We start from the raw sequence: 24,536 nt of genomic DNA, 5'->3' as shown, positions 1-24,536 counted from the left end.
GTTACCCCGGAGAGGGAACGCGGAGAAATGAGCCTGCAAGGTCTGCGCCGAGGAAGGCTGATACGCCGCCTCGCACTCTGTCTGTCGGCGGTGGGACTCACCGCCTCCATGCTCACCGCGGCGGGTCCCGCCGCCGCCGGTACGCCGGAGACCTGGACCTCCAGCTTCCAGGGCGGCGACGGCGTCACGTACACGGCGACCAACCACCTGGTGGACGCCTCGCGCGGGCCGGGCCGGCAGTGGATGCTCGTGTGGTCCGGGCCCGCCAAGCAGCCGGCGCCGGACTTCCTGACCGTCATCGACGCCACCCCCGGGTCGCCGACGTACGGCAAGGTCGCCAACACGGTCACCGTCGGCCCGAACAACGGCAACGAGCCGCACCACATGCAGTACGTGTGGCACAAGGGCGACCGGATCTACGCCGGCGGCATCATGAGCGACACCACGTTCGTCTTCGACGCGAAGGCGCTGCCCGCGCTGACGATCGCCGGGGTCAACACCGCCGCCGACACCCCCTGCGGGACGCTGCCCGACGCCTACCAGGTGCTGAGCGACGGGACCGCGTACGGGACGTACATGGGCGGCCCGAACGTGACCGGCCCCTGCACCTACACCAACGGCCAGGTACGCGTCGGCAACGGCGCGGCCGGCTCGCCCGGCGAGATCGTCCGGATCGGCCGGGACGGCGGGACCCTCGCGGAGATCCCGGCGGCCACCGAGGCCGGCGAGGACCCCGCCCAGTGCGGCAACGTCCCGGCGCTGCCGGCCGCGACCTGCGCCAACCCGCACGGCGTGGCGGTCCGCGAGGACCTGAACGTCATGGTGGCGAGCGACTTCGCCGAGGCCCGCAACTTCATGACGCCCGACTCGGCGCTGAAGGAGAACCTGGCGCGCCAGACGGTCCGCGTCTTCGACATCACCGACCGCGACAACCCGACGCTGAAGTCGGTGTCCAAGGTCGCCGACGGGCCGCGCGGGGCGCAGGAGCAGCGCGCCTTCTTCCGCGAGTCGCGGGTGGTCATGGAGACCGCGCTGACCAACCGGCCCGGGCACAAGGGCGCGTTCGTCTCCTCGATGGCCGGCGGGGCCGTCTTCTACACCCCCGACATCACGGTGCCCGACCCGCAGTGGAAGGAGGTCTTCGACGACACGACCGCCTACCGCAGCTTCCGGCGCGACAAGGACGTCACCGGCAGCGGCGACAACGGCAGCTGGCTGGCCGTCAGCCCCGACGACCGGTTCCTCTTCCACACGGTGATGGGCCAGTCGGTGCCCTACGGCAAGCCGCTGGAGGAGACCACGGGCATGATCTACGTCCTGGACATCCAGAAGCTCCTCGCCGCCGGCGACGGTGCCACGTGCTCCGTCGACGAGCTGGGCGAGGCGGCCCGGGGCGGCCGTGAGCGGGACTGCCCGGAGCTGGTGAGCACCGTGCCGATCCGCGACGTCAGCTCGGGCGGCCCGCACTGGGGCGCCATGGACAACTTCAGGCGCGGCGCGGACGGCGTCTACCGGGAGACGACGCAGGTCAGCCGGATCGCGGTGGCCAACTACTTCGTCGCCGGCTCCTTCGGCGGCGGCGGTGACCACCGGGTGTGCATGTTCGACGTCGACCGGCGCGGCAGGGTGTCCCTGGACCGGTCCTTCCGGGACGAGAACACCGGCAAGCCCTGCGTCGGCTTCGACCGTGCCTCCTGGCCGCACGGCGACTTCGGTGACGCGCAGCCGCACGGCGTCCTGTTCGTGGTGAGCGACAGCGTCGTACGGCGGTGAACGCGGTCCTCGCGGCGGCGGTCGTCCTGACCGCCGCCCTGGCGCTGGGCGCGCTGCTGCTCCTGCGCACGCGGCTGCTCGCACGCCGTACCACCGCCTCGGCGTACTTCGCCGCGGCGGTGGCGTGCGCGGTCCTCGCGGGGGCGTGGGGCGGGCCGCTGCTGCCGGCGGGTGCGGGCGGGGCGCGGCCGGTGTCGGCGGGGCCGCTGCTGGGCTCCCTCGGGATGGGCGGCGCGCAGGTGCCGGTGCTGGTGGTGCCGAACCGGCCGGGGTACAACCTGGTGGGCGTCGCCGCCCCCGAGGCCTCGGCCGGGACGGACCGGGAGCGGCTCGTGCGGGGCGGCCGGCGGCCCGGCTCGGCGCTGACCTGGGTGCCGGTCGAACTGCCCGCGGGGCCCGGGCGGGTGTGGGTCTCCGCCGGCGGGTCGCTCGCGCCGCTGGCGGTGGACACGGGCCGCGCGGGCGGGAGGGCCGCGCCGGCCGGGCTGAGCGGCGCCGACGGGCCGGAGTGCGCGAGCGCCGCCGCCGGTGCGGTGCTGGGCGGCAGCGCGGAGCCGCCGGCCGGGTGCCCGGCCGACGCGCTGGCGGAGGCGGACGCGGCCGCGCTGCGGGAGACCGTCGGCTTCCTCGCCGGGCGCGGGACGCGTGCGCTGGCCCTGGTGGAGGACGACTCGCCGCGCGGGCGGGCCGCGGCCGCACAGGTGCGCGGCGCTGCGGCCCGCGCGGGGATCGCGGTGGGCAGGCCGGACTCGACCCGCCGGCCCCTGGTGGTGACCTCCGGCTGGGCCGGCGCGGACACCGCCGTACGCGACGTCGAGGCGGGGCGCGCCGTCGCCGAGGGCACCTACCTGGCGCCCTGGCTGCTGAGCGCACCGCTGCTCTCGCCGAGCGCGGGCCAGCTCATCCCGCTGCGGTACGCGCCGAACGGCCCGGCCGCCGTGGAGTACGCGGCGGCGCTCGGCGCCCGGCTGCCGGGCGAGGTCCCGACCGCCGCCGGGTACGAGGCGTGGCGCGCGGCCCGCGGCTCTGCCGGGCCAGCGCCCGCGAAGCTCTACGCCGCCGCGGTGCTCTACGTACCCGGCAGCGGGGGTCCGGCCGCGGGCGGCGGACACCACCACACCGAGTCCGCGAGCTGGCTGCCCAGCGGAATGATCGTTCCCGTCGCGGGCCTCGGCACCACCCCTTGAGGAGGAGCAGGACCATGACGGAAACAGTCGCCGCGCCACCGGTCCGGACCGCCGGATCCGCGCGCCCCGCCGCCGCGAAGCGCCCCGAGGGGCAGTGGGCGCTGGGCGGGCGCGCACCGCTCAACGCCAACGAGGAGTTCAAGGCGGTCGAGGACCCGCTGCTGGTGCGCGAGCGCATCGAGCGTGTCTACTCCCGCGAGGGCTTCGCGAGCATCGACCCCGACGACCTGCGCGGCCGGATGCGCTGGTGGGGGCTGTACACCCAGCGCAAGCCCGGGATCGACGGCGGCAGGACCGGCTCGCTCGCGCCGGAGGAGCTGGAGGACGAGCACTTCATGATGCGGGTGCGCAGTGACGGCGGCACCCTGGACGCCGCCCAGCTGCGGGCGGTCGCCGACGTCTCGATGCGCTTCGCCCGCAACACCGCCGACGTCACCGACCGGCAGAACATCCAGCTGCACTGGGTGCGGATCGAGGACGTCCCGGCGATCTGGCGGCGGCTGGAGGAGGTCGGGCTGTCGACCACCGAGGCGTGCGGGGACTGCCCGCGCGTCATCGTGGGCAGCCCGGTGGCGGGGGTGAGTACCGACGAGGTGCTCGACGCGACCCCGGCCGTACGCGAGATCGCCGCCCGCTACGTCGGCGACCCCTCCCTCTCCAACCTGCCGCGCAAGTACAAGTCGGCGGTGTCGTGGCTGCCGGACGTTCCGTACGAGATCAACGACCTGGCCTTCCTGGGCGCGGTCCATCCGGAGCACGGTCCGGGCTTCGGCATGTGGGTGGGCGGCGGCCTCTCGACGGTGCCGATCCTGGCGCAGCACGTCGGCGTCTGGGTCCCCCTCGCCGACGTCCCGGACGTGTGGGTGGCGGTGGCCCGCCTCTTCCGCGACTACGGCTACCGGCGGCTGCGGGGCCGGGCCCGCCTGAAGTTCCTGGTCGCCGACTGGGGGGTGGAGAGGTTCCGCCGGGTGCTGGAGGAGGAGTACCTGGGCCGCCCCCTCCTCGACGGCCCGGCCCCTTCCCTCCCCCCGGCGCCGATCGACCACATCGGCGTGCACCGCCAGCGCGACGGCCTGTGGTACGTGGGCGCGGCGCCGGTGGCGGGCCGCCTCTCCGGCACCAGGCTCGCGGCCCTGGCCGACCTCGCCGAAGCGCACGGCAGCGGCCGGGTACGCCTGACCCCGTACCAGAAGCTCCTGGTCCTGGACGTGTCGGACCCGGAGCCGCTCGTCACGGACCTCGCCGGGATCGGCCTCCAGGCCCGCCCGTCCCCCTGGCGGCGGAACACGATGGCGTGCACGGGGATCGAGTACTGCAAGCTGGCGATCGTCGAGACGAAGGAACGGGCGGCGACCCTCGTAGCGGAGTTGGAAAAGCGCCTGTCGGGCGAGGAGGCAGCCCTCACCATCAACGTGAACGGCTGCCCGAACTCCTGCGCCCGCACCCAGGTCGCGGACATCGGCCTCAAGGGCCAGCTGGTCCCGGACGAGACCGGCCGCCAGGTCGAGGGCTTCCAGATCCACCTGGGCGGCACCCTGTCCCTCTCGGCGGACCAGGAAGGCACCTTCGGCAAGAAGCTCCGCGGCCTCAGGACCACGGCGGCGGACCTCCCCGACTACGTCGAACGCCTGACCCGCACCTACCTCTCGAACCGCACGTCCCCGTCGGAGTCCTTCACGGCGTGGGTCACCCGCTGCGACGAGTCGGCCCTCCAGTAGGGCCGCCGGTGTGCATGCCCGACTCATGCGGCCCGCTCCGGCGCACCGGGTCCGGGGCGGTACGACTCGGCACGCCGTATAGCATTGGAAATGGCATAATGATGTCATGACCGAAGACGAGATCGAGTTCCCACCCGGTGATGGCCCCAGCAGTGGCATCTCCGTGTCCCTCACCGCAGGAACCCTGCAAGCGATCAGGGACCGGGTCGGCAAGCGGGGCGTGTCCGCCTACCTCGAGAAGGCGGCCCAGCGGCAGATCGAGCGTGACAACCTGGAGGAGCTGATCGCCGACTTCGAGGTGGTCAACGGTCCCGCCGATCCCGAAGCGGTGGCGGCCAAGCGGGCCAAACTCACCGGCGGCGCCTCCACCGGAGCCGGGGCGGCGGCGTGAGCGGTGCCTTGATCCTGGACAGCGAGGGCCTGGCCAAGGCCGTGCAGCGCGACCGGGAGATCCACGAGTGGCTCACCGCCGCCCACACCGCCGACCTTCCGGTGATCACCTCGGCCGCAGTGCTGGTCGAGGTGATCCACCCCCGGATCAACGACGCGGCGCTCAGATGGACGCTGTCCCGGCTGCGGGTCGAGCCCCTGACCCAGCCGCTCGCCCAGTCCGCCGCCGCCCTGCTGCGCGCCGCCGGCCTGCACGGCCACAAGTACGCAATCGACGCCATGCTCTGCGCCACGGCCCTTGCACAGCCGGGCCAGGTCACGATCCTGACGTCCGACGTCGAGGACATCTCCTTGCTCACAGCCGAGCATCCCCGCGTGACCGCCGAGAAGGTCTGACGCCCCCACGGACCGCGCCCCTCCACCGGAGACCTTCACGGTGTCACGCCGGCTCGACGTTGCCGACGGCGGTGGTGAACTCCCGCCCGGACGCGCCCCGGATGTACGCGAGCTCCATCCAGCGCTCGATGCCGGTGTCGGAGACGTTCTCGTTGACGACGGCCATCAGCTCGCCCTCGACACCGGACGCGATGTCGCGGACGCGCTTGCGGAGCAGCCGGTGCGGCACGTACTCGTACTGCTCACTCATCCGGTACCTCCGAGCACATGCCGATGAGGAAGTACTCCCACCCGACGTGGGCCGGGGTGGTCGCGGAGCTTCCTCGCCCCGCGTGGCTGCAACCAGTCAACAGCCAGCGGCCCACGTGGGCCAGGAAGGGGTGGCTGCCTCCGCACGATGATCGGGGATTTCCACCGGTCCTTGTTCGCGATCGCCGCCTCCGCCCAGGTGGCCCGGGAATGGGCGGACCGCTACCGCACCGAATGGAGCACTGCGTGACCATCGAGCTGAAGCGCTACGGCCACGACGACCTCGGCGACATCCGCCGGACCCTGTTGGACATGCACGAGGACGCGTACGCGGACCGCCGGCACGAGGAGTTCGTCCAGCGCTTCCCCTGGTTCGTGGACCACTGGGGCGGGAAGCCCGGCTTCTCCTGCGTGATCGCCTGGGAGGGACCCGTGGCGGTCGGCTTCTCCTACGGCGCGCCCGCCACGCCGGGGCGGGAGTGGTAGCAAGGACACCTCGACACCCCGCCGGAACGGCCCGACACGCACGACGCGCTCCTCGAAGGGCGGCCGGAGGCGCTGGCGGTACTCACCGTGGACACGAAACGGCCTCGTCTCCAGGCGATGTACGAAGGGTGGGGCTACCGGAAGATCGGGGAGAACCAGCCGTTCGCGGATTCACCGGTGTACGCGGTCATGCTGACCGGCCTGACTGGCCGGTAACGGCGCCCACACGACGATGGACCTGAAGTGGTACGCGCACGCCGACGCCCCTAACGTCCGCTCCTTGCTCCTGGACATCCACGACGAGGTGTACGCGAACGATCCCGACCCGTTCCACTCCCGCGAGCGGTTCTCCTACTTCGTCGACCTGTGGTCGGGGCGGGAGGACTGGACGTGTGTCTCGGGCTGGGAAGACGGCGGGCCGGTCGGATACGCGTACGGATCGAAATTCAAACCGGGCGGCTGGTGGAAGGGGGCGGATCGACCCAAGGGCGTGCGCGGCCGGATCTTCGCCCTGTCCGAGCTGATGGTGACACCCCAGTGGCAGGGCACCGGCCGCGCACAGCGGATCCATGACGCACTGCTCCACTCCATGGACGTGGACTTCGCGACGCTCCTCGTGGACTCCACCCACGCGAAAGTGCAGGCGCTGTACGAGCGATGGGGCTACGAGAAGCGGGACGAAGCCAAGCCCTCCGACGACTCACCCGTCTACGCGGTGATGGTCCGGAATCTGTAGCGATGACACCGAGGCGGATCACATGACGACCCGACTGCGTCGGTTCACCGACGTGGAGCAGGCCCGCGGCCCGCTGATCGAGGCGTACGCCGAGGTACGCGCACCGCTGCTGCACTTGCCGAACTACGCCGTGCCCACCCTCGCCGAGCGTCTGGAGCGCTACGGCCGTACGCCCGGCTTCGCGGCCGTGCTCGCCTTCGACGCCGACGACCGGGCGGTCGGGTACGCGTACGGCAACACCGTGGAGGCCGGGGACCTCTGGTGGAAGCGGATCGGCGACCTGGACGCGGGGTACACCCGTACGCGCACCCTGGCGCTCAGGGAGATCGGCGTGACGGTTCCCCACCGGGGGACGGGCCTGGCCCGGCGGCTTCATGACGCGCTGCTGGCCGGCCGCGCGGACCGGTACGCATCGCTCATGGTCAACCCGGCCGCCGGAGACGGAAAGGTCCAGCGGGTCTACGAGTCGTGGGGGTACGAGGCGATCGGCCCCGTCCGGCCCGCCCCGGACTCCCCCGTGCTCACGGCAATGGTCCGGCCGTTGAACCCGTGATTAGCCCAGGACTCCCGCCAGACGCCGAGATGCGAGGAGCGCGTAGCGATCTTTCGTGCCTGGGTGCTCCGCAGGGGGATCTGGCCGACCTCTGATGCAGGGAGCGGCCCCCGGCCCCTCGCCTCATCGCTGAGAAACCCGCTCCTCTCTTCCTGTCCCGTGACCGTTCTTTCGGGGGCTTCCCGGCAGTCTTTCGGCTTTCCGGGGCGGGGCGGGCTGTCAAGGGGCGCCGAAGGCGATCACGCAGTGACGCGACGAAGGAGCGCCCTTGACAGGCCGGCCCGACACGGAACGACGATGGGACTGACGGGAAACCCCCGAACCGGCTGCGAGACCGCCGCAGGGGGGCGCGCTCACCACCCCACCGGCCCGCACACGGGGAGGCGGGCCCCCACCCCGCGAGGGGGAGATAGCGGCCACCCGCAGCCGTCAGCCAGTCGCCCGTTCCTCCGCCAGGGCCTCCAGAACAACCTGCACGCTCCGGTCCACGTCCTCCGTCGTCGTGCGCCAGTTGACCACCGAGATGCGCATCGCCGCCCGGCCCTCCCACACCGTGCCGCCGAACCAGCAGGTGCCGCTGCGCTGGATGCGGGCGATGACCCGGCGGGTCGTCTCGTCGTCGTCGCCGAAGCGGACCAGGAGCTGGTTCAGGACGACGTCGTTGAGGAGTTCGACCCCCGGCACCCCGGTCAGGCGGTCCGCGAAGCGGCGTACGTGGGCGCAGCAGCGTTCGACCAGGTCGGCGACGCCCGAGCGGCCCAGGGTGCGCAGGGCGGCCCAGACCGGGAGGCTGCGGGCGCGGCGGGAGAAGTCCGGGACCCATTCGATGGCGTCGCGTTCGCCGTCGGTGCCGGGCGGGAGGTAGCCGGCGCGTTCGTTGAGCATCGCGGCGCGGTGGGCCTCGGGGTGGGCGATGACGACGATGCCGCAGTCGTAGGGGACGTTGAGCCACTTGTGGGCGTCCAGTGCCCAGGAGTCGGCGCGCTCCACGCCCTCCACGAGGGGGCGGAGCTTCGGGCTGGCCGCGGCCCACAGGCCGAAGGCGCCGTCGACGTGGACCCAGGCGCCGTGGCGGTGCGCGATGTCGCAGATCTCCCCCACGGGGTCGACGGCGCCGGAGTTGACGTCGCCGATCTGCGCGCAGACGATGACCGGCCCGTCGATCCCGGCGAGGGTGGTCTCCAGTTCCGCCGGAACCATGCGGCCCTTCTCGTCCACCGGCACGTTGCGGATGCGCGCGGTGCCGAAGCCGAGGTAGCGGGCGGCCAGGTCGATGGTCATGTGGTGCTGGGCCCCCGCCACGATGGCCACGTCGGGCGCGCCGCCCAGGCCTTCGCGTTCGACGTCCCAGCCGGCCTCGGCGAGGAGTTTGTGCCGGGCGGCCGCCAGGGAGGTCAGGTGGGCCATGGTGCAGCCGGTGGGGAAGCCCACGGAGGCGTGGGCGGGCAGGCCCAGCAGCTCCAGGACCCACTGCGCGGCGACGTGCTCGGCCACGGCGATGGCCGGGGAGAGGTTGTAGAGGCTGGCGGTCTGGTCGTACGCCGCCACGAGCCAGTCGGTGGCGATGGCGACGGGCAGGGTGCCGCCGGTGACGTAGCCGAAGTAGCGGGGGCCGTTGGCCGTGGGGATGCCGCCTTCGGCCACCGCGCGGCCGAGCACTTCGATGGTCTCCGTCGGATCGGCCGGTCCGGAGGGCAGCGGGCCACCGAACATTTTCAGCAATTGTTCGGAGCCGGCAGTGGCACCCACCGGCCGATCGGCGAGACCCGCCAGATATTCGGTGGCCTGCTGATAGGCCAATGCGAGAGGCGCACTGTCTGCTGTGGTCATACGGCAAAGCTAGGCGGCTGGTACTGACGTGCGACTGACTCAAATGGACTGAAGGAACGGAAACTTGGACGGCGGAGGCCGTTGGACTGTATTACTTTCTCCTGTGCCCCGGACCGATCCGGCCGGGCCACCCGTGCCGAGCCATGAGACATGAGGAGTCCCGATGTCCGACGAGCAGACACGCAAAGTCATCGAACAGTTCAACCAGGCTTTCCAGCTCCACGACCCCGGCCTGCTGAAGGACATCCTCGCCGAGAACTGCCGGCTGGAGAACTCCGGCCCCGCCCCCGACGGCACGAAGCACGTCGGGTATGCCGAATGCCTCCAGTTCTGGACCGCGATCGCGGGCAACGACAACATGACCTTCGAGGTGGAGGACGTCTGGACGGCCGGCGAGCGCGCCGTATGCCGCTGGACCCTGCGCTGGGGCGGCGGCGCGCGGGACTTCGTGCGCGGGGTGAACGTGCACCGCCTGGAGAACGGCCTGCTCGCCGAGAGCTTCGGCTACGTCAAGGGATAGAACGGCGGGAAAGGAAGGGGCGCGGGCCGGAATTCCGGACCGCGCCCCTTCCTCCTGTGCGGCGGGTGCTGTGCGGCGGGTGCTGTGCGGCGGGCGTCAGTCCGCCAGCTGCGACACGATCATCACGCAGTCCTCCAGGGCCCTGGTGGCGTGCCCCTTGCCCTGCGTGTCCTCGACCAGCTGGGTGTTGCCGGGGACGAAGGTGCGCCAGGTGCCGTCGCTGACCCCGCACTCCATCCGTCCGCTGACCAGCGTCATGATCTGGCGGCGCGGCGCCGGGTGGAAGTCGCCGAACCAGCCGGCCGGAATGTAGAGGTAGACGGCCTGCTTGGCCGGCACGCCCTCGGAGACGAAGAGCGACGGCGCGGGCGGGGCGAAATTGACGGCCGTCACCTCCAGCGTCTCGTCGATGAAATGCGATTCGCCGTTCTCGTCGTTGTAGAGACGCGATACGGAAATTTTGGCGGTCTCGGCGCTCACGGGAACTCCCCTGTACCTGGTGAAGTGAAGAAGTCCGATCGCCCTTCACTATCCCAGCCGGCACTGATGGGCCCCTGACCGGGCGGCGGAATTCACGTCTCAGAAATTCATCAGCCCCGTGTCAGCCGCACCGTGCCAAGCTGAGGGCAGAGAAAGGCCGTTGGAGAGGTACCCAAAGCGGCCGAATGGGGTCCGGCTCCGCGCCGGACGGGCTCTGCCCACGCAGGTTCGAATCCTGCCCTCTCCGCAGGTGCTCATCCCAGGCACGCGCATCCCGATCCGACGACCAGGGGTGCGCGTGCTTTGGCATGAGGGGCCCCGTGCACGCGAGCACGGCAGGGCCCCTTCGGCGCCCCTCTCGTCCCCGGCTTCGCGGAGCGAGCGCAGCACGCCCGTCCGCCCGCGCGTCCGCGTGACGGAGACGTATGTCCTTCCTCTTCCCCGACCCGGCGCGACCCCGACCACGGCGTCGTCTTCCCGAGGGACCCCGAGAGACATGGAGACGCAGTTGCCCACCAGCGACCACCCCAACGTTCCCACGATCCGCAGGACCGACGCCGCCGCGCTCGTGGACGAGGTCTCGTCCTGGCTGACCGTCGACGCCGACGAGATCGACGCCAAGTTCCTGGGCGAGCGCGCCCGCGTCGTCGAGGCCGTCACCGAGATGAACGCCGCCGCCGTCGCCGGCCCCGGCCGCGACGACGCCCACTACCACCAGCAGCTCCTGCTGTCGCGCATCTACCAGACGGTGATGCAGATACCCGACCGGCCGAGCGCCGAGGGCTCGGTGCTGCTGCACGAGGTCACCCGGCTGCTGGAGAACGCCACCCTCCAGGCCGAGGACGCCCACCTGGAGCCCGGGCTGCTGGAGTCGGCGCCGACCGAGCCCAGGCAGTTCCTGTCCTGGCTCAAGGGGCTCGTCCGCAAGCACCGGGCGTTCAAGCACCCGTACTACACGGACTTCATCAACCGCGAGGCGCAGAGCGAGGACCTGCGCACGTACGTCATCCAGGAGTCCCTGATCGACGGCCGCTTCGACGACTTCCTCGCGATGATGCAGATCGGCACGGCCGGCGCCAGCAAGATGGAGATCGCCGCCAACTACTGGGACGAAATGGGCAACGGCGAGCCGGAGGCCGTGCACACCCACCTCTTCAACAAGATCTACGAGGTCTTCGACGTGCGCCCCGAGGACCTCGAGGCCGCGATGACCACCACCGACCTGCACTCGGGGAACCTCGCGGTGCTGCTGTGCCGCTACCGGCACCTGTACCCGGAGGCGGTCGGCTTCCTGGGGATGACCGAGTGGCTGGCGCCCGACCGGTTCCGCAACGTCGTCCGGGCCTGGGAGCGGCTGGGGCTGCCCGAGGTCGGGATCACCTACCACCGGCTGCACATCACCATCGACTCCCAGCACGCGGCGGGGTGGTTCCACAACGTGGTCATCCCGAGCGCCGACACGGCGTACATGCGCCGGGGCATCGCCCGCGGCGCGCTGTGGCGCGCCAACTCCTCCGCCCGTCACCTCGACGAGCGCCTGGAGCTGGCACGGCCGGCGTCCGCGCGCACGCCCGTCGCCGCGGGCTGAGCCGTGTCCCTGCGGGAGCACGGCTTCGCGCTCGTCGGGCTGGGCCCCGTTCCCGGGGCGGTCGCCGCCGCCTTCCGCGAGCCTCCGTACCGCGTCGTGCGGCTGCGGATGTCGTGGACGGCGGACGACGACTGGCTCTTCCTGCCGGTCCCCTCGTACGACGCTCCGTACGACGTGCCGTACGAGGGGACCGAACGGCGCCTGGAGGCGGGGCTCGCGGCGCTGCTGCGGCGCGCCCTGGGCGGGCCGTGGCTGGACGTGCACACCGACTGGCTGATCGAGCTGCACCTGCTGCGCACCGTCGCCCCGGCCGGGGCGGCGGTCCCGGTCCGGCTGCCCGGGCCGGTCCCGGGCGCCGGCGGGTTCGCCCTCGTGGCGGTGGTAGGGCGGACCGGGGCCGGGACGGCCCGGTCCCGGCTGTACGGGCCCGGCGGGTCCGCGCCCCTGCTGGACGCGGCCCCGGCGCCGGGGCAGGGGCTGCTGTGGGACCGGCGGGCGGTCGGTCGCGAACGCCACGAACTGCGGGCGGGCCCCGGCGGGCCGGTGGTCCAGGACGTCCTGGTCGCCCACGCGTCCCGTCCGGCCGGCCCCGAACCGGCCCTGCGCCGGCGCCCGATGCTGGTCCGCGGCCCGGCGGGCACCCTGCTGCACACCCGCCCGGCCCTGCGCTGAGCGGCCCGGGGCAGGCGGGGCCGGGCACACGAAGGGGGGCGGTGAGGAGGAATCCTCACCGCCCCCCTTCGCACGCCCCGCGCCGGGCTACTCCCCGGCCTCCCGCAGCAGTTCGTCCAGGCGGGTGAGGGCGGCCTCGCACAGGCGGGCGGCCTCCGGGTCGTCGGGGGCGGCCGCGCAGGCCTGGAAGCGGTCCACGAGCAGCAGGCCCTGGGTCTGGATCTCCTCGGACATCACGTACGACCTCCCTCTCAGACCGCGTTGCAGGCGCGGAAGACGTGGACCAGCGCCGGCAGGCTCGCGCCGTGCTGGAAGGCGATGTACTCCGGCAGGACCGCGGAGGGCGCCCACTTCTGCTTGTACTCGAGCTGCGTGCGCGCCGGGTAGATGTGCGCGCCGTGTTCCCACAGGTGCTCCATGAACCAGTGGAAGCCCCGGCTGTGGCCCGGGAACTGCGGGGCCGTCAGCGAGGTGAAGGGGGTGAAGCCGAAGTGCAGCCAGCGGGTGCCCTCGGCCGTGAACACGTCGATGGCGGCCTTGTTGAGGGCCTCCATCACTCCCGGCGGGGCGTCGGGCCGCCGGCGGCTCAGGTCGTGCATCCAGCCCGCCTGCGGGCCGTAGACGGGGGCGTAGGAGACGTAGCCGATCAGCTGTCCGTCGCGGACGGCGGCGAACAGGCGGCGCAGGTGCTGGTAGCGGCCGCCGGTCTGGCCGACGAGGAACTCCAGCGGCTTGGCGCCTTCGCCCTTGGTGGAGAGCCAGGCGGTGTCGAGTTCCGCGATCCGGTCGGCGTAGGCGTCGTACTCGACCTCCGCGATCTCCAGGCCGCTGCGCAGGGCGCGGGAGATCTTGTTGCGCAGCTGCATGAACCGGGTGCCGGCCAGGGTGAACGCCTCCAGGTCGACGGCGTACGAGGCGCCCATCTGGTTGACGGTGAAGCCCTGGTCGACGTAGACGTCGGCGTCGGCGCCCTGGAGCTGTACGGACACGACCTCGCGGCCCTGTTCGGCGGCGAAGGCGGTGAAGCCCGCCAGCAGCCGGGCCCGGGGGCCGCCCGGACCCGCGGGGGCGAAGGGGGCGAACGGGCCGCCGAACTGGACCAGGTAGCGCCCGACGGGGCGGTAGACGATCACCCCGGGCACGTCCGGGAGCCGGAAATGGCTGTTCCCGTCACTGAAGGCGAAATAGGCGCTCGGATTTCCCGCGTCCGCGTACTGCCGGATGGCGTCGAGCGCGACATCCGTCTCCAGAACCGTTTCCGTCATTTCAGATCCATTCTCGCGCCGACAGATTCTTCACTTATGGCATGCGGAGCCCTCCCCCACAACCCCCGCCGGGCCTTCCGGTCAGCTGTCCGTCAGCGGAGGGTCAGTTGAAAACGCTGGTCAGAAGAGCGTCAGGCCTCAGTCAGATAGCGGGTGAAAGACTTCTCACCGCATATTGACTTCCGGATCACGGGGAATCCCCGCCGGTGCGGAAGAGAATTCCGAGACAGCCCGAGGAGAACACGGCGATGCGTTCCCTGACGACAGCGCGCGGGATCTGCGAGCAATTCCACGCAGGCCTTCTCGACGCACTCGAAGAGCTGCCGCTCATGACCCGGGAGGGCGCGGACAGCCCCGTGCTGGAGCTGTACCGCGAGCACGGCGGTCCCGGGCTGCTCGTGCCGGCCGCGTACGGCGGCGCGGCGGCCTCCGCGCTCCAGGCGGTGCGGGTGCAGCGGGCGATCGCCGCGGCCTCGCCCTCGCTGGGCGTGGCCACGGTGATGCACCACTTCACGGTGGCGATGCTCTTCCGCCTGGCGGAGGTCGCGGACCGGCTCACCCCGGCCCAGCTGAAGCTGATGTCGGCGGTGGCCTCCGACGGGCTGCTGCTGGCGTCGGGCTGGGCGGAGGGGCGTACCGACCAGAACATCCTGGCGCCGGCGGTCGTGGCCGACCGGGTGCCGGACGGTGGCGGCTACCTGGTCAACGGCTCGAAGAAGCCGTGCAGCCTGTCGCGTTCGATGGACGTGCTGACGGCCAGTGTGATGGTGGCGCACGACGACGGGCGCTCCTCGCTGGCGCTGATGCTGATCCCCGCCTCCTCCCCTGGCATCGAGACCCGGCCGTTCTGGGCCACGCCCGTGCTGGCCGCCTCGCAGAGCGACGAGGTCCGGCTGACCGACGTGGAGGTGCCGGAGGACCTCGTCATCCACAGCACCCCCGAGGACGCCGAACGGCTCGACGACCTCCAGACGGCCGGCTTCACCTGGTTCGAGCTGCTCGCCACCTCCTCGTACGTGGGCGCCGCGTCCGCGCTGGTCGCGCAGGTGCTCGACGGCGGCCGCGGCAGCGCGCCCGAGCGCGCGCAGCTGGCGGTGCGCCTGGAGGCGGCGGTGTCGCTGGTGGAGGGGGCGGCCCGGTCCCTGGAGGACGGGACCGAGGGCGACGAGGCGGTCGCGGCGGTGCTCACCGCCCGCTACGCGACGCAGGACCTGCTGGCGCGGACCGTCGACCAGGCCGTCGAGATGCTCGGCGGGATGGCCTTCATCCGCTCCGGGGACGTGGCGTACCTGTCGTCCGCGGTGCGGGCCCTGGCCTTCCACCCGCCGTCGCGCGCGAGCGTCGCCGCGGAGCTGGCCGGCTACTTCGCGGGAGGGCCGCTGCGCCTGTCCTGACCGTTCGGCCCGCCCGCAGCACACCGCAGCCCGCCCGTCGGAAGGACGGCCCCCATGGACATCAAGAACCCGGTGGAGTCACCGGTCACCTTCAGCCTGCACCGCCTGGAGTACCTGGTCGCGTTCGCCGTGACGATCGGGTTCATCCTGTGGCACTTCACGGACATCAACTGGTTCGCGGCGATCGGCCTGTTCCTCTACATCGACCTGATCGGCTACATCCCGGGCGCCGTCGCCTACCGGCGCAGCGCCGACGGCCGGATCCCCAAGGCCTACTACGTCCTCTACAACACGATGCACAGCCTGCTGTCGGTCGCCGCCGTCGGCCTGCTGTGGATGTGGCTGATCGGGCCGGAGTGGGCGCTGCTGGCGCTGCCGTTCCACGTCTTCGGCGACCGGGGCGTCTTCGGGAACTTCCTGAAGCCGTTCGGGCTGCCCTTCGAGCCGGAGGACACGCCGCTGGTGCACCAGGTGACGGCGATGCTCAAACGCCGCTCGGCCACCGCCGGGCGGGTCCCGCTGCCGTACGAGGAGCACCCCGCGACCGTCGCCGCCACCGCCCCGGCCGTCGGGGTGACCCGGTGAGCCGCTACCCGGCCTGGCTCACCGACCGCTCCCCCGCCGCACCCGCCGAGGGGTACGAGGACCCGGAGGCGGCCCGGCTGGCGCTGCGCCGGCTGGCGTCGAGCGTGACGGTGCTGACGGTGAGCCGCGACGGCGTCCGGCACGGCACGACCGCCAGCGCCGTGGTCACCCTGTCCCGGGACCCGCTGGTCCTCGGCGCGTGCCTGCGGCCGACCTCGACCTTCGCGGCGATGGTCCGCCGGGCGGGCCGCTTCTCGGTGAACGTGCTCGGCTCGGCGCAGCAGGACGTGGCCCGCCGCTTCGCGAACCCCTCGCGGCCGCTCGGCGACGCCCAGTTCGACGGCTTCGACTGGACCACCGACCCGCTCACCGGCGCCCCGCTGATCGGCGGGAGCCTGGCCCACATGGCGTGCCGGGTGCTGGGCTGGCACCAGGTCGGCGACCACGACATGCTCCTCGCCGAGGTCACGGGCGGCCGTCACGCCGTCGACTCGCCGATGCTGAGCTTCGCCGGCCGCATGCACAGCGCCTGTGTCACCCCCGCCGCGTCCGTCCCCGTTCCCGCTTCCCCCAGTGAGGTCGCATCATGAGCACCGCTTCGCAGGTCCCCGTCGAGGCCGACTGGGACCGCGCGCCCAACCTGCTCGACGGGGCGCAGGAGATGACCCTGACCGCCGAGGAGTGCGATCTCGGGTACTGGCTGTCGGCCGTCGCGCAGGGGACGCTGCGCGGGCGGGCGGGTGCCGGGCACGCCGCCGAGACGCCGGCGCACATGAAGGAGGACGGGCCGCTGCGGCAGGCGCTCGTGCTGGAGCTGGGCAACCGGTCGCTGGCGGAGTCCCGGGCGGTGGAGGTGCTGTCCCACTACGTGATCGGCGCGCCCGGGGTGGTGGAGCAGGAGTTCTTCACCACGCAGGTGGTCGACGAGGCCCGGCACGCGATGATCTTCCGCAAGCACCTGGTGGACCTCGGGGTGCCCGCGGCGGGGCTGCTGGGCTTCATCAGGGAGCAGGGCGCCGACTACACGCGGCGGGTGCTGAACCCGATCGCCGAGTTCGCCACGTCCGTGGTGCGCGACGAGGGCGACTTCATCGGCGCCGTCGCGGTGTTCACCATCGTCATCGAGGGGGTGCTGGCGCCCGCCGCCGAGCTCAGCGAGCGCAAGTGGACCCTGCTGGACCCGGCCGCCGCGGAGATCGCGCGCGGGGCGTCCATCGACGAGATCCGCCACCTGACGGTGGGCAGCTCGATCGTCCGCGAGCACCTGGCCCGCACTCCCTCGTACCGGCCGCGGCTGATCGAGCTGATCCGGCGGGGCCGGCGGCTGTGGGACGAACTGCCCTCGGAGGAGTTCGTGCTGGAGCGCGAGGAGCTGTTCCAGGAGGGCATGTTCGCGCACGCGGAGCTGCTGGAGGGCTACGAGGTGTTCCCCGGGTGCAGGCTGCTGGAGACCACGCCCAAGCAGCGCTACGACCTCGCCGAGCGGTGGACCGACGACATGGCCGAGGTGCGGCTGCCGTACATGGGCGTCCCGGAGGCCGTCGACATCATCCGCAACCACCCGAGGTGATCCGGTGACCTCCACGATCCCCGTCGGCGCGGCGACGGGGGAAGCCGCCGCCGGGCCGGGGCTGCGGCGCACGCTGACGACGCCCCGGATCGTCTTCCTGGTGGTCGCCGCGGCCGCCCCGATGTCCGGGGTGGTGGGCTCGGTGCCCCTCGCCTACGCCATCGGCAACGGCGCGGGCGTCCCCGCCACCTTCGCCCTGGCCGGCCTGATACTGCTGTGCTTCTCCGTCGGGTACGCGGCGATGAGCCGGTACGTGGTGGGCGCGGGCGGCTTCTACACGTACATCGGGCAGGGCCTGGGGCGGCCGCTCGCCGTCGCGGGCGGGCTGACGGCGGTCGTCGCCTACACGGCGGCGGTCGCGGGCGTGGCCGGGGCCTTCGGGTACTTCGCCGAACTGGTCTCGGCCGCCCACGGCCTCCCGGTGCCGTGGCCGGTGTGGACCGGCGGGGCGCTGGCCCTCACGGCGGTGATGGGCTACCGGCGGATCGACCTGAGCGCGCGGCTGCTGGCGGTGCTGATGGTCGCCGAGGTGGCGGTGCTGGGTCTGCTGGCGCTGGCCATCGGCGTGCGGCACGGCGCGGACACCCTGCCGGCCGCCGCGTTCCGGCCGGACACCGTCCTCGCGCCGGGGCTCGGGGTGGCACTGATGTTCGCGCTGATCTCGTACGTGGGTTTCGAGGCGGCCGCGCTGTACGGGGAGGAGAGCCGCGACCCGCGCCGCAGCGTGCCCGTCGCCACGTACGCGTCGGTCGTGCTCATCACCGTCTTCTTCGCGGTGATCAGCTGGGCGGCGGTCGGGGCGGTCGGCGCGGACCGGGTCGCGGACACCGCGGGCAGGGAGCTGGGCGACCTGTTCTTCCGGCTGTCGGACGACTACCTCGGCACCTTCGCGACGGGCGTGATGCAGGTGCTGCTGTGCACCAGCCTGTTCGGGGCGCTGCTCGGGCTGCACACCGCCGCGAACCGGTACCTGTTCGTCCTGGGCCGGGAGCGGGTCCTGCCGGGCCCGCTGGCGCGGGTGCACCCCCGGCACGGCTCCCCGCACCGGGCGAGCGCGGTGCTGTCGGTGGCCACGGCCGCCGTGTGCGCCGCCTTCGCGCTCGCCGGGGCGCATCCGTACACCAACCTGGCCACCACGATGCTGGCGCTCGGCACCGTCGGGATCGTCGCCCTCCAGGCGGCGGTGGCCGTGGCCGTGCTGGTGTTCTTCCGCCGGCACCCCGAGGCGCACTGGTGGCGCACCCGGCTGGCTCCCGTACTGGCCCTGGCCGGCCTGCTGGGGGCGCTGCGGCTGCTGCTGGGCAACTTCGCGCTGGTCACCGGGACCACGTCCGTCTGGGTGAACCGGATCCCGTGGCTGATGGCGGGCGCCGCCCTCGGCGGGCTCGGCTACGCCTGGTGGCTGCGGGCCCGCTCGCCCGCCCGGTACCGGGCCATCGCCACCGCACACGTCACCGACGAGGACTGAGGAGCCGTCATGCACGACCCCCACAGCCTGCTCCAGGAGGCGGCCGAGGCCGATCTGGCCCGCCGCGGACACGTCCTGGACCGGGCCGCCCTGCGCGACCTGACCGAACGGCGCGCCCGGCTCGTCGCCGAGCGCGACAAGCTGCGGGCGGAGCAGAACCGCTCCGCCCGGGGAGGGACCCGCCCCGACGAGGCCGCGCGGGCCCGGATGGCGGAGGCCAAGGAGCGCCTGCGGTCGGTGTCGGAGGAGCTCCGGGAGGCGGAGGAGCAGCTCGGCGCGCTGCTGTCGGCGGTGCCCAACCGGCCCGGCCCGGACGTGCCCGACGGGACCGAGCAGGACCCGCCGGTGGTGCGCCGCACCTGGGGGGAGGTGCCCGGCTTCGCGTTCACCCCGCGCGACCACGTGGACATCGGGACCCGGCTCGGGATCCTGGACCAGGTGCGCGCCGCCAGGCTGTCGGGGTCCCGGTTCGCCGTGACCCGGGGGGCCGGGGCCCGGCTGGAGCGGGCGCTGGCCGCGTTCCTGCTGGACCTGCACACCACCGAGCACGGGTACACCGAGCACGGGGTGCCGCACCTGGTGACCCGGGAGACGATGACGGGCACCGGGCAGCTGCCGAAGTTCGAGGACGACCTGTTCCTGACGACCGCCGCCGACCGGGACCTCCTGCTGATCCCGACGGCGGAGGTGCCGCTGGTCAACCTGTACCGGGGCGAGACCCTCCAGGAGGGCGGGCTGCCGCTGGCGCTGACCGCGTGCACGCCCTGCTACCGGGCGGAGGCCGGCTCGTACGGCCGGGACACGCGGGGGCTGGTGCGGCTGCACCAGTTCGAGAAGGTCGAGCTGGTGCGCATCTGCCGGCCGCAGGACTCCGCCGCGCAGCTGGAGCTGCTGACCGGGCACGCGGAGACGGCGCTCCAGCGGCTGGGCCTTGCCCACCGGGTGGTCGAACTGCGGGCCGGCGACCTGGGCTTCGCCGCCCGGCGCACCTACGACATCGAGGTGTGGCTGCCGGGCCAGGGCACCTACCGGGAGATCTCCTCCTGCTCGGACTGCGGGGACTTCCAGGGGCGCCGGGCCGGCATCAGGGTCCGCGGCCGGGACGGGCGCAAGGAGTTCGCGGCGACGCTGAACGGTTCGGCGCTGCCGGTGGGCCGTACGCTCGTCGCGGTCCTGGAGCAGTACCAGCGCGCGGACGGCTCGGTGGCCGTGCCGCCCGCGCTGGTCCCGTACACCGGTTTCTCGGCGATCGCCGCGGACGGTTCGCCGGTGGTCAGCGCGCCCTGAGCCCCGGTCCCCGGACCGGCGCCCGGGCCCGGGCCCGTACGAGGTCACCGGCCCGGTCCGGGTCGGGCCAGGTCAGGACGGTGACCGGGGGCAGTTCCCGGGAGACGAAGGCGGTCATCGCCCACGGCGAGTCCTGGCGGGTGGGCTGGAGCGCGGTGTGGCCGTGCCAGGGCCGGGTGCCGTGCCCGGATATCCCGCGCAGGGTGACCGAGCCGTCCGGGCCGAAGGCGAGGTCGACCTCCCCGGCCCCGTCGGTGAGGCCGCGCCCGGTGGCCTTGACGGCGGCCTCCAGCAGGGTCCAGGCGTGGAAGAAGGTCTCGGGGCCCACGCCGTCGGGGACCTTGGGGTAGACGAAGGTGAGCACGTCCAGGCTGGTGCCGGCCGGGCGGACCAGTTCCACGTCGACGCCGATGGGTCCGGTCTCGGTGGCGCCGAGCAGGAGCAGGCCGTCGGAGCGGGACCAGCTGACGTGGGTGCCGGGCTGGTCGGGCAGGTAGGGCTTGCCGGCGGGGTCGTAGTGGATGCGCAGGTCGTGCGCGTCGAGGCCGAGGCGTTCGGCCAGCAGGCGCCGGACGGTGAGCCGGGCGCGGTAGAAGCGGTGGGCGGCACGCGCGTGGACGAACTCGGCGCCGCGCCGCAGTTCGTCCTCGGTGAGGCCCTCGGGATAGTGCGCGCTGATGTCGGTGGGGGCGACCTGGTCGAGGTCGACCAGCCATGCGTCCATGACGCTCCTTTCTCGGACACGTCCCTGCCGTGGACGGCTACAGGGTGAACACCTGCGTGCGGGAGCGCGCGGGGTCGCCCGGGCGGAGGTGGAGCCGTCCGGCCGCCGGGAACGCGACGGCAGCGGCGACCGTGCGTTCGGCTCGGATGTCGCCCCGGTCGGGGACGCGGACGGGGGGCCGTGCGAGCAGCGCGAAGTGGTCTTCGGCGTCCGCGTCGCCGGGGATGGCGGCGAGCCCCTCGCGGGCGGCGGCGAGGCGGCGCAGCGAGGAGTTGCGGGCGAAGACGTTCAGCTCGTCGGCGGGGGCGAAGTCGGGGTGGAGGTAGTGGTTGGTGTGGGCGAGTTCGCCAGGGGCCGCTTCGGTGACGCGCAGTTCGCCGTCGAGGTGTTCGGCGTACAGGACCCGTTCGCGGTCGCAGAGCAGGAGGGAGCGGGAGCTGGCCAGCGGCAGGCCGGCGAGGACCTTCAAGGCCTGGGCGGTGTCGGCGGCGGTGTCCAGGAGGTGGCGGATGGCCAGGTACGGGGGGACGCCGGGGCGCCAGGTGCCGCCGAGGACGAGGTTGAGTCCGACGGCGAGGCCGTCGCTGTTGACGCCGAGATAGCCGAGGAGTCCGGCGAAGCTGAGCACGAGGGAGCGCCGGGCGGCGCCGGCGCGGGCGGTCTCCAGGACGGCGATGTGCGTGTCGAGGTTGCCGCTGAGGTCGACGGTCTGGGCGAGGACGGGCGGGGCGCCGGGCCGGGTGCGGGCGTAGGCGGTGCAGTCGCCGCCGGAGCGGACCGCGGAGTAGCCCGTCAGTTCGCGGCGCAGCTGGAGCAGCCAGGCCTCGTCCCGGCTGATCCGGGCTCCGTCGGCGAGGCCCGCGACCTCCTCGGCGAGGTCGGGCAGGGCCGCCTCGACCGCCTCCCGGTGGGCGGTGATCGAGGGCAGCAGGGAGGCCGGGGTCAGGGGCCGGTCGACGAGGTGGGCCAGGCGGGCCACGCCGTCGTCGAGGAAGGCCCGCAGGGGCGCGGCCAGGGCCCGGCCGTGGGCGCGGCCGATCTCGTAGGGGGTGCCGGAGGCCCGTACGAGGGTGATGGCGGGTCCCGTCGGGTCCTCGTTCATGCCGGTACGGCCTTCCTGGGGCCGAGCGCGAGGAGGGCGCGGACGGCGGGCCATTCGGAGCGCAGGACGCTGTAGAAGACGGCGTCGCGGCGGCGGCCGCCGGGCATGTAGTTGAAGCTGCGCAGGACGCCTTCCTCGGTGGCGCCGATGTTGGCGAGGCCCCGGCGGGCGCGGGTGTTGAGGACGTCGGTCTTGAACTCGGCGCGTTCGGCGCCCAGTACCTCGAAGGCGTGTTCCAGCAGCAGGGCCTTCGACCAGTGGTTGACGCCGCGGCCGCGGAAGTCGCGGCCGAGCCAGGACCAGCCGACTTCCAGGCGCCGGTCGGCTTCGGCCATGTTGCCGAAGCTCATGCTGCCGGCGATGCGTCCGCTGTCCTTGTCGGTGACGGTCCACACGGCGCGGCGGCCGGCGGCGTGGTCGGCGAGCCCGGCGTCGAAGAAGGCCTCGAAGTCGGCGTCGGTGGCGACGGCGGCGACGAAGTAGCGCCAGATGTCGGGGTCCATGGCCACCGCCCGGACGCCCTCGCGGTCGGCCTCGGTGATCGGGGTGAGGCGGACCCGGTCGTTCTCCAGGACGGCGGCGGTGTGCTCGGTCCAGCTCAGGGCGCTCATGGTTCAGGCTCCGGTGGTGGCGTGGTGGTGGCGGGCGAGGGCTTCGGTGACGTCGCGCAGGGTCTTCATGGCGGCGAGGTCGTGTTCGGTGAAGTGGGCGAGGTCGACGCCGGTCTCCTCGCAGACCTCGGTGAGGAAGAGGACCTTGTTGAGGGAGGTCAGTCCGTAGGCGGAGACCATGTCGGCGTCGGGGTCGACCTCCTGGGGCTCGACCTCGGGGATCAGGACGAGGGAGAGCTGGTCGCGGGCAGCGGCCTCGATCTCGGCGCGTGCGTCGGCGGTGTCAGGCATGGATTCCGGCCTCCTGGGTGTGCAGCGGGGCGTGGTAGGCGGCCCGGATGTCGGGGCGCTTCGGCTTGTACTGGGAGGTCAGCAGGCCGCCTTCGATGCTGAACGGCGGATCGGCGACGACGACGCGGCTGATCCGCTCGTCGGCGGTGGTGGCGGCGTTGACGGCGGCGAGGCGGGCGGCGATGGCCTGGTGGTCGGCGGGCCGGCCGGCCGGGGAGACGACGGCGACGAGCTCGGTCTGGGTGGGGCTGAACAGGACGCATTCGGCGATCGCCGGGTCGGCCCGCATGAGTTCCTCGATGGGGCGGACGATGACCTTCTTGCCGTTGTCGAGGACGATGACGTCGTCGGCGCGGCCGTGGACGAAGAGGAAGCCGTCCTCGTCGAGGTGGCCGAGGTCGCCGGTGCGGACGGTCCCGTCGGGTGAGAAGACCTTCTCGGAGTCGCCGGGGCGGGCATAGGCGTAGTGGTTGTTGACCGGGTGGGTGCTGCGGACGCTGATGACGCCGTCCTCGCCGATCAGCACCTCCTTGCCGCGCACCGCCCGGCCGACGCTGCCCTCGCGGTGGGCGCCGGGGTGGTTCTTGGTGACGATGCAGGTCTCGTTGAGCCCGTACCCCTCGTAGAGCGGCAGGCCCGCGGTGTCGTTGAAGAACCGCAGGACGGCGGGGGAGGCGGGGGCGGAGCCGGTCCACAGGTAGCGGATCCGGTCCCCGAAGAGGGTGCGCGCGACCTGGGCGGGGGTGCGGCCGGCGGGCCGGCGCAGGCGGGCCTCGATCTGGCGGCGGGCGCTCTCGTAGAAGGCGGGGACGCCCATGACGACGGTGGGGCGGACGCGGCGCAGGGTGGCGAAGGCGGCCTCGTAGGTGGTGACGGTGACGTCGTGGCCGTGCAGCAGGGCGGAGTACACCCAGTAGCGCTGCTGGAGGAGGGAGAGGGGGAGGAAGACGAAGAGGTGGTCGTCGGGGGTGTGGTGGAAGATCTCCTGGACGGCCTTCAGGGAGCTGTCGATGCTGCCGGCGGTGGCGCCGAGCCCTTTGGGGATCCCGGTGCTGCCGGAGGTGAACTTGAGGGTGGTGACGTCCTCGGAGCGCCAGGTGACGGGCGGCAGGGGGGTGTCGGGGCCGTCGCCGGGGGCGGCGAGGTCCCACAGGCCGTCCATGGGGAGGGTGTCGGGGACTCCGTCGGCGCGCTGGTCGGTGCAGAGCAGGTGGAGGGCGTAGTCGTCGAGGAGTTCGGGGGACGGGGTGAACTTGCCGGGCTCCAGGCCGGCGGTCTGCGCGCCGAGGCGCAGGGCGGCCAGGTCGAGCAGCACCCATTCCAGGCTGTTGGCGGCGAGGATCCCGATGCGGTCGCCCGGGCCGATGCCGTGGTGCTCGCGCAGGTGGCGGGCGAGGTGGCCGGAGCGGGCGTGGAGCTCGCGCAGGGGGACGGTGCGGGTGCCTTCCAGGCGGGCCACGTGGAGGTGGCCGCCGGTCGGCTCCGCCGTGGTGATGCGGCGGATCGTGTCGGGGACGGTCGTGTGCCGGCTGCCGGCCGGTGGGGGCTGTTCGCGCAGTTCCCCGCGCCCCTGATCGGGTACCGCCGGCTGTCGGCTGCCCGTCTGCTGTGGCTGGGCGCGCAGTTCCCCGCGCCCCTGATCAGGCACTGCCGGTTGCCGG

The 24,536-nt window shown here is 72.9% G+C and carries 26 protein-coding genes, 1 tRNA gene and 1 pseudogene; 18 read left to right on the top strand and 10 right to left on the bottom strand.

Annotated features, from left to right (window positions below):
* Window positions 1-27: 27 nt before the first annotated feature.
* The 5 genes from ACZ501_RS31620 to ACZ501_RS31600 all read left to right on the top strand — a co-directional run bounded on the left by ACZ501_RS31620 (window position 28) and on the right by ACZ501_RS31600 (window position 5,464).
* On the top strand, window positions 28-1,773 hold the full coding sequence (locus ACZ501_RS31620; RefSeq protein ID WP_468800046.1) for a hypothetical protein: 1,746 nt from the start codon (window positions 28-30) through the stop codon (window positions 1,771-1,773).
* Entirely contained in the window at window positions 1,770-2,960 is a 1,191-nt protein-coding gene (locus ACZ501_RS31615; RefSeq protein WP_468800044.1) for a hypothetical protein, read from the top strand. Before ACZ501_RS31620 ends, ACZ501_RS31615 begins: the two co-directional genes overlap by 4 nt.
* A 14-nt stretch (window positions 2,961-2,974) precedes the next feature.
* Window positions 2,975-4,678: a nitrite/sulfite reductase gene (locus tag ACZ501_RS31610; protein WP_361608266.1), complete on the top strand. Its 1,704-nt coding sequence runs from the start codon at window positions 2,975-2,977 to the stop codon at window positions 4,676-4,678.
* A 106-nt stretch (window positions 4,679-4,784) separates the two neighbouring features.
* Window positions 4,785-5,069: a hypothetical protein gene (locus ACZ501_RS31605; RefSeq protein WP_468800042.1), complete on the top strand. Its 285-nt coding sequence runs from the start codon at window positions 4,785-4,787 to the stop codon at window positions 5,067-5,069.
* On the top strand, window positions 5,066-5,464 hold the full coding sequence (locus ACZ501_RS31600; protein WP_468800040.1) for a PIN domain-containing protein: 399 nt from the start codon (window positions 5,066-5,068) through the stop codon (window positions 5,462-5,464). Before ACZ501_RS31605 ends, ACZ501_RS31600 begins: the two co-directional genes overlap by 4 nt.
* 43 nt (window positions 5,465-5,507) lie before the next feature.
* On the opposite strand, the gene ACZ501_RS31595 is transcribed toward ACZ501_RS31600, so the two are convergent.
* Window positions 5,508-5,714 carry a hypothetical protein gene (locus tag ACZ501_RS31595; protein WP_361608272.1) on the bottom strand — a complete coding sequence of 69 codons (207 nt, stop codon included), beginning with the start codon at window positions 5,712-5,714 and terminating at the stop codon, window positions 5,508-5,510.
* A gap of 233 nt (window positions 5,715-5,947) precedes the next feature.
* On the opposite strand from ACZ501_RS31595, the pseudogene ACZ501_RS31590 reads away from it, so the two are divergent.
* From ACZ501_RS31590 to ACZ501_RS31580, 3 genes and pseudogenes are all read left to right on the top strand, one after another.
* Window positions 5,948-6,415: pseudogene (locus ACZ501_RS31590) on the top strand (GNAT family N-acetyltransferase).
* 16 nt (window positions 6,416-6,431) lie between these two features.
* Entirely contained in the window at window positions 6,432-6,935 is a 504-nt protein-coding gene (locus ACZ501_RS31585; RefSeq protein WP_361608276.1) for a GNAT family N-acetyltransferase, read from the top strand.
* Between the two features lie 22 nt (window positions 6,936-6,957).
* Window positions 6,958-7,488, top strand: coding sequence for a GNAT family N-acetyltransferase (locus tag ACZ501_RS31580; protein ID WP_361608278.1), 531 nt, complete (start codon window positions 6,958-6,960; stop codon window positions 7,486-7,488).
* A gap of 429 nt (window positions 7,489-7,917) precedes the next feature.
* On the opposite strand, the gene ACZ501_RS31575 is transcribed toward ACZ501_RS31580, so the two are convergent.
* Window positions 7,918-9,201: a pyridoxal phosphate-dependent decarboxylase family protein gene (locus ACZ501_RS31575; RefSeq protein WP_468800038.1), complete on the bottom strand. Its 1,284-nt coding sequence runs from the start codon at window positions 9,199-9,201 to the stop codon at window positions 7,918-7,920.
* Window positions 9,202-9,481: 280 nt separating this feature from the next.
* On the opposite strand from ACZ501_RS31575, the gene ACZ501_RS31570 reads away from it, so the two are divergent.
* Window positions 9,482-9,838, top strand: coding sequence for a nuclear transport factor 2 family protein (locus tag ACZ501_RS31570; RefSeq protein WP_361608282.1), 357 nt, complete (start codon window positions 9,482-9,484; stop codon window positions 9,836-9,838).
* A gap of 96 nt (window positions 9,839-9,934) precedes the next feature.
* On the opposite strand, the gene ACZ501_RS31565 is transcribed toward ACZ501_RS31570, so the two are convergent.
* Window positions 9,935-10,318: a cupin domain-containing protein gene (locus tag ACZ501_RS31565; protein ID WP_361608284.1), complete on the bottom strand. Its 384-nt coding sequence runs from the start codon at window positions 10,316-10,318 to the stop codon at window positions 9,935-9,937.
* Window positions 10,319-10,480: 162 nt separating this feature from the next.
* Between ACZ501_RS31565 and ACZ501_RS31560 the strand changes: the two genes are divergently transcribed.
* The 3 genes from ACZ501_RS31560 to ACZ501_RS31550 all read left to right on the top strand — a co-directional run bounded on the left by ACZ501_RS31560 (window position 10,481) and on the right by ACZ501_RS31550 (window position 12,578).
* Window positions 10,481-10,565: transfer RNA gene (locus tag ACZ501_RS31560), tRNA-Arg, on the top strand.
* A gap of 249 nt (window positions 10,566-10,814) precedes the next feature.
* Complete coding sequence (locus tag ACZ501_RS31555; RefSeq protein WP_362456781.1) at window positions 10,815-11,906, top strand: iron-containing redox enzyme family protein; 1,092 nt, start codon at window positions 10,815-10,817, stop codon at window positions 11,904-11,906.
* A 3-nt stretch (window positions 11,907-11,909) separates the two neighbouring features.
* The gene (locus ACZ501_RS31550; protein WP_468800036.1) at window positions 11,910-12,578 is read left to right on the top strand and encodes a hypothetical protein; all 669 of its coding nucleotides are present in this window, start codon (window positions 11,910-11,912) and stop codon (window positions 12,576-12,578) included.
* Between the two features lie 87 nt (window positions 12,579-12,665).
* Here the strand turns inward: ACZ501_RS31550 and ACZ501_RS31545 are convergent, their stop codons facing one another.
* Together ACZ501_RS31545 and ACZ501_RS31540 are read right to left on the bottom strand one after the other, a co-directional pair.
* Complete coding sequence (locus tag ACZ501_RS31545; RefSeq protein ID WP_361602107.1) at window positions 12,666-12,812, bottom strand: hypothetical protein; 147 nt, start codon at window positions 12,810-12,812, stop codon at window positions 12,666-12,668.
* Window positions 12,813-12,829: 17 nt separating this feature from the next.
* Window positions 12,830-13,843: a bifunctional lysylphosphatidylglycerol flippase/synthetase MprF gene (locus ACZ501_RS31540; protein WP_468800034.1), complete on the bottom strand. Its 1,014-nt coding sequence runs from the start codon at window positions 13,841-13,843 to the stop codon at window positions 12,830-12,832.
* Between the two features lie 248 nt (window positions 13,844-14,091).
* Between ACZ501_RS31540 and ACZ501_RS31535 the strand changes: the two genes are divergently transcribed.
* From ACZ501_RS31535 to serS, 6 genes are read left to right on the top strand one after another with little or no spacing between them, the layout of a single operon-like run.
* Complete coding sequence (locus ACZ501_RS31535) at window positions 14,092-15,237, top strand: acyl-CoA dehydrogenase family protein (protein ID WP_468800032.1); 1,146 nt, start codon at window positions 14,092-14,094, stop codon at window positions 15,235-15,237.
* A 54-nt stretch (window positions 15,238-15,291) separates the two neighbouring features.
* Complete coding sequence (locus ACZ501_RS31530; protein WP_361602116.1) at window positions 15,292-15,822, top strand: hypothetical protein; 531 nt, start codon at window positions 15,292-15,294, stop codon at window positions 15,820-15,822.
* On the top strand, window positions 15,819-16,412 hold the full coding sequence (locus ACZ501_RS31525; RefSeq protein ID WP_361602119.1) for a flavin reductase family protein: 594 nt from the start codon (window positions 15,819-15,821) through the stop codon (window positions 16,410-16,412). Before ACZ501_RS31530 ends, ACZ501_RS31525 begins: the two co-directional genes overlap by 4 nt.
* A complete protein-coding gene (locus ACZ501_RS31520; RefSeq protein WP_361602122.1) occupies window positions 16,409-17,392 on the top strand; it encodes a ferritin family protein in 984 nt (327 codons plus the stop codon). Before ACZ501_RS31525 ends, ACZ501_RS31520 begins: the two co-directional genes overlap by 4 nt.
* Window positions 17,393-17,396: 4 nt before the next feature.
* Entirely contained in the window at window positions 17,397-18,860 is a 1,464-nt protein-coding gene (locus tag ACZ501_RS31515; protein WP_468800030.1) for an APC family permease, read from the top strand.
* A 9-nt stretch (window positions 18,861-18,869) separates the two neighbouring features.
* Window positions 18,870-20,147 (top strand): serine--tRNA ligase, encoded by a 1,278-nt coding sequence (gene serS / locus ACZ501_RS31510; RefSeq protein ID WP_361602128.1) that lies wholly within the window; start codon window positions 18,870-18,872, stop codon window positions 20,145-20,147.
* Here the strand turns inward: serS and ACZ501_RS31505 are convergent.
* From ACZ501_RS31505 to ACZ501_RS31485, 5 genes are read right to left on the bottom strand one after another with little or no spacing between them, the layout of a single operon-like run.
* Window positions 20,134-20,871 carry a 4'-phosphopantetheinyl transferase family protein gene (locus ACZ501_RS31505; protein ID WP_468800028.1) on the bottom strand — a complete coding sequence of 246 codons (738 nt, stop codon included), beginning with the start codon at window positions 20,869-20,871 and terminating at the stop codon, window positions 20,134-20,136. The genes serS and ACZ501_RS31505 overlap by 14 nt on opposite strands.
* Window positions 20,872-20,908: 37 nt before the next feature.
* Window positions 20,909-21,973 carry a C45 family autoproteolytic acyltransferase/hydolase gene (locus ACZ501_RS31500; protein WP_468800026.1) on the bottom strand — a complete coding sequence of 355 codons (1,065 nt, stop codon included), beginning with the start codon at window positions 21,971-21,973 and terminating at the stop codon, window positions 20,909-20,911.
* Window positions 21,970-22,584 (bottom strand): GNAT family N-acetyltransferase, encoded by a 615-nt coding sequence (locus ACZ501_RS31495; protein WP_468800024.1) that lies wholly within the window; start codon window positions 22,582-22,584, stop codon window positions 21,970-21,972. Before ACZ501_RS31495 ends, ACZ501_RS31500 begins: the two co-directional genes overlap by 4 nt.
* 3 nt (window positions 22,585-22,587) lie before the next feature.
* Window positions 22,588-22,875, bottom strand: coding sequence for an acyl carrier protein (locus ACZ501_RS31490; RefSeq protein WP_361602140.1), 288 nt, complete (start codon window positions 22,873-22,875; stop codon window positions 22,588-22,590).
* Entirely contained in the window at window positions 22,868-24,523 is a 1,656-nt protein-coding gene (locus ACZ501_RS31485) for an AMP-binding protein (RefSeq protein ID WP_468800022.1), read from the bottom strand. The genes ACZ501_RS31490 and ACZ501_RS31485 overlap by 8 nt, the downstream gene beginning before the upstream one ends.
* Window positions 24,524-24,536 lie beyond the last annotated feature (13 nt).

Source organism: Streptomyces sp. NPDC034085 (assembly GCF_055575555.1).
Note: the sequence above shows the minus strand (reverse complement) of the source record. Positions and strands in the feature narration are given on the sequence as shown.

What these genes read in the sequence shown, in the direction of transcription:
- ACZ501_RS31620 (WP_468800046.1), top strand. Translation starts at nt 28, where the DNA reads ATGAGCCTGCAAGGTCTGCGCCGAGGAAGGCTGATACGCCGCCTCGCA.
- ACZ501_RS31610 (WP_361608266.1), top strand. Translation starts at nt 2,975, where the DNA reads ATGACGGAAACAGTCGCCGCGCCACCGGTCCGGACCGCCGGATCCGCG.
- ACZ501_RS31605 (WP_468800042.1), top strand. Translation starts at nt 4,785, where the DNA reads ATGACCGAAGACGAGATCGAGTTCCCACCCGGTGATGGCCCCAGCAGT.
- ACZ501_RS31595 (WP_361608272.1), bottom strand. Translation starts at nt 5,714, where the DNA reads ATGAGTGAGCAGTACGAGTACGTGCCGCACCGGCTGCTCCGCAAGCGC.
- ACZ501_RS31585 (WP_361608276.1), top strand. Translation starts at nt 6,432, where the DNA reads ATGGACCTGAAGTGGTACGCGCACGCCGACGCCCCTAACGTCCGCTCC.
- ACZ501_RS31580 (WP_361608278.1), top strand. Translation starts at nt 6,958, where the DNA reads ATGACGACCCGACTGCGTCGGTTCACCGACGTGGAGCAGGCCCGCGGC.
- ACZ501_RS31575 (WP_468800038.1), bottom strand. Translation starts at nt 9,201, where the DNA reads ATGTTCGGTGGCCCGCTGCCCTCCGGACCGGCCGATCCGACGGAGACC.
- ACZ501_RS31570 (WP_361608282.1), top strand. Translation starts at nt 9,482, where the DNA reads ATGTCCGACGAGCAGACACGCAAAGTCATCGAACAGTTCAACCAGGCT.
- ACZ501_RS31555 (WP_362456781.1), top strand. Translation starts at nt 10,815, where the DNA reads ATGGAGACGCAGTTGCCCACCAGCGACCACCCCAACGTTCCCACGATC.
- ACZ501_RS31545 (WP_361602107.1), bottom strand. Translation starts at nt 12,812, where the DNA reads ATGTCCGAGGAGATCCAGACCCAGGGCCTGCTGCTCGTGGACCGCTTC.
- ACZ501_RS31540 (WP_468800034.1), bottom strand. Translation starts at nt 13,843, where the DNA reads ATGACGGAAACGGTTCTGGAGACGGATGTCGCGCTCGACGCCATCCGG.
- ACZ501_RS31535 (WP_468800032.1), top strand. Translation starts at nt 14,092, where the DNA reads ATGCGTTCCCTGACGACAGCGCGCGGGATCTGCGAGCAATTCCACGCA.
- ACZ501_RS31530 (WP_361602116.1), top strand. Translation starts at nt 15,292, where the DNA reads ATGGACATCAAGAACCCGGTGGAGTCACCGGTCACCTTCAGCCTGCAC.
- ACZ501_RS31520 (WP_361602122.1), top strand. Translation starts at nt 16,409, where the DNA reads ATGAGCACCGCTTCGCAGGTCCCCGTCGAGGCCGACTGGGACCGCGCG.
- serS (WP_361602128.1), top strand. Translation starts at nt 18,870, where the DNA reads ATGCACGACCCCCACAGCCTGCTCCAGGAGGCGGCCGAGGCCGATCTG.
- ACZ501_RS31505 (WP_468800028.1), bottom strand. Translation starts at nt 20,871, where the DNA reads ATGGACGCATGGCTGGTCGACCTCGACCAGGTCGCCCCCACCGACATC.
- ACZ501_RS31500 (WP_468800026.1), bottom strand. Translation starts at nt 21,973, where the DNA reads ATGAACGAGGACCCGACGGGACCCGCCATCACCCTCGTACGGGCCTCC.
- ACZ501_RS31495 (WP_468800024.1), bottom strand. Translation starts at nt 22,584, where the DNA reads ATGAGCGCCCTGAGCTGGACCGAGCACACCGCCGCCGTCCTGGAGAAC.
- ACZ501_RS31490 (WP_361602140.1), bottom strand. Translation starts at nt 22,875, where the DNA reads ATGCCTGACACCGCCGACGCACGCGCCGAGATCGAGGCCGCTGCCCGC.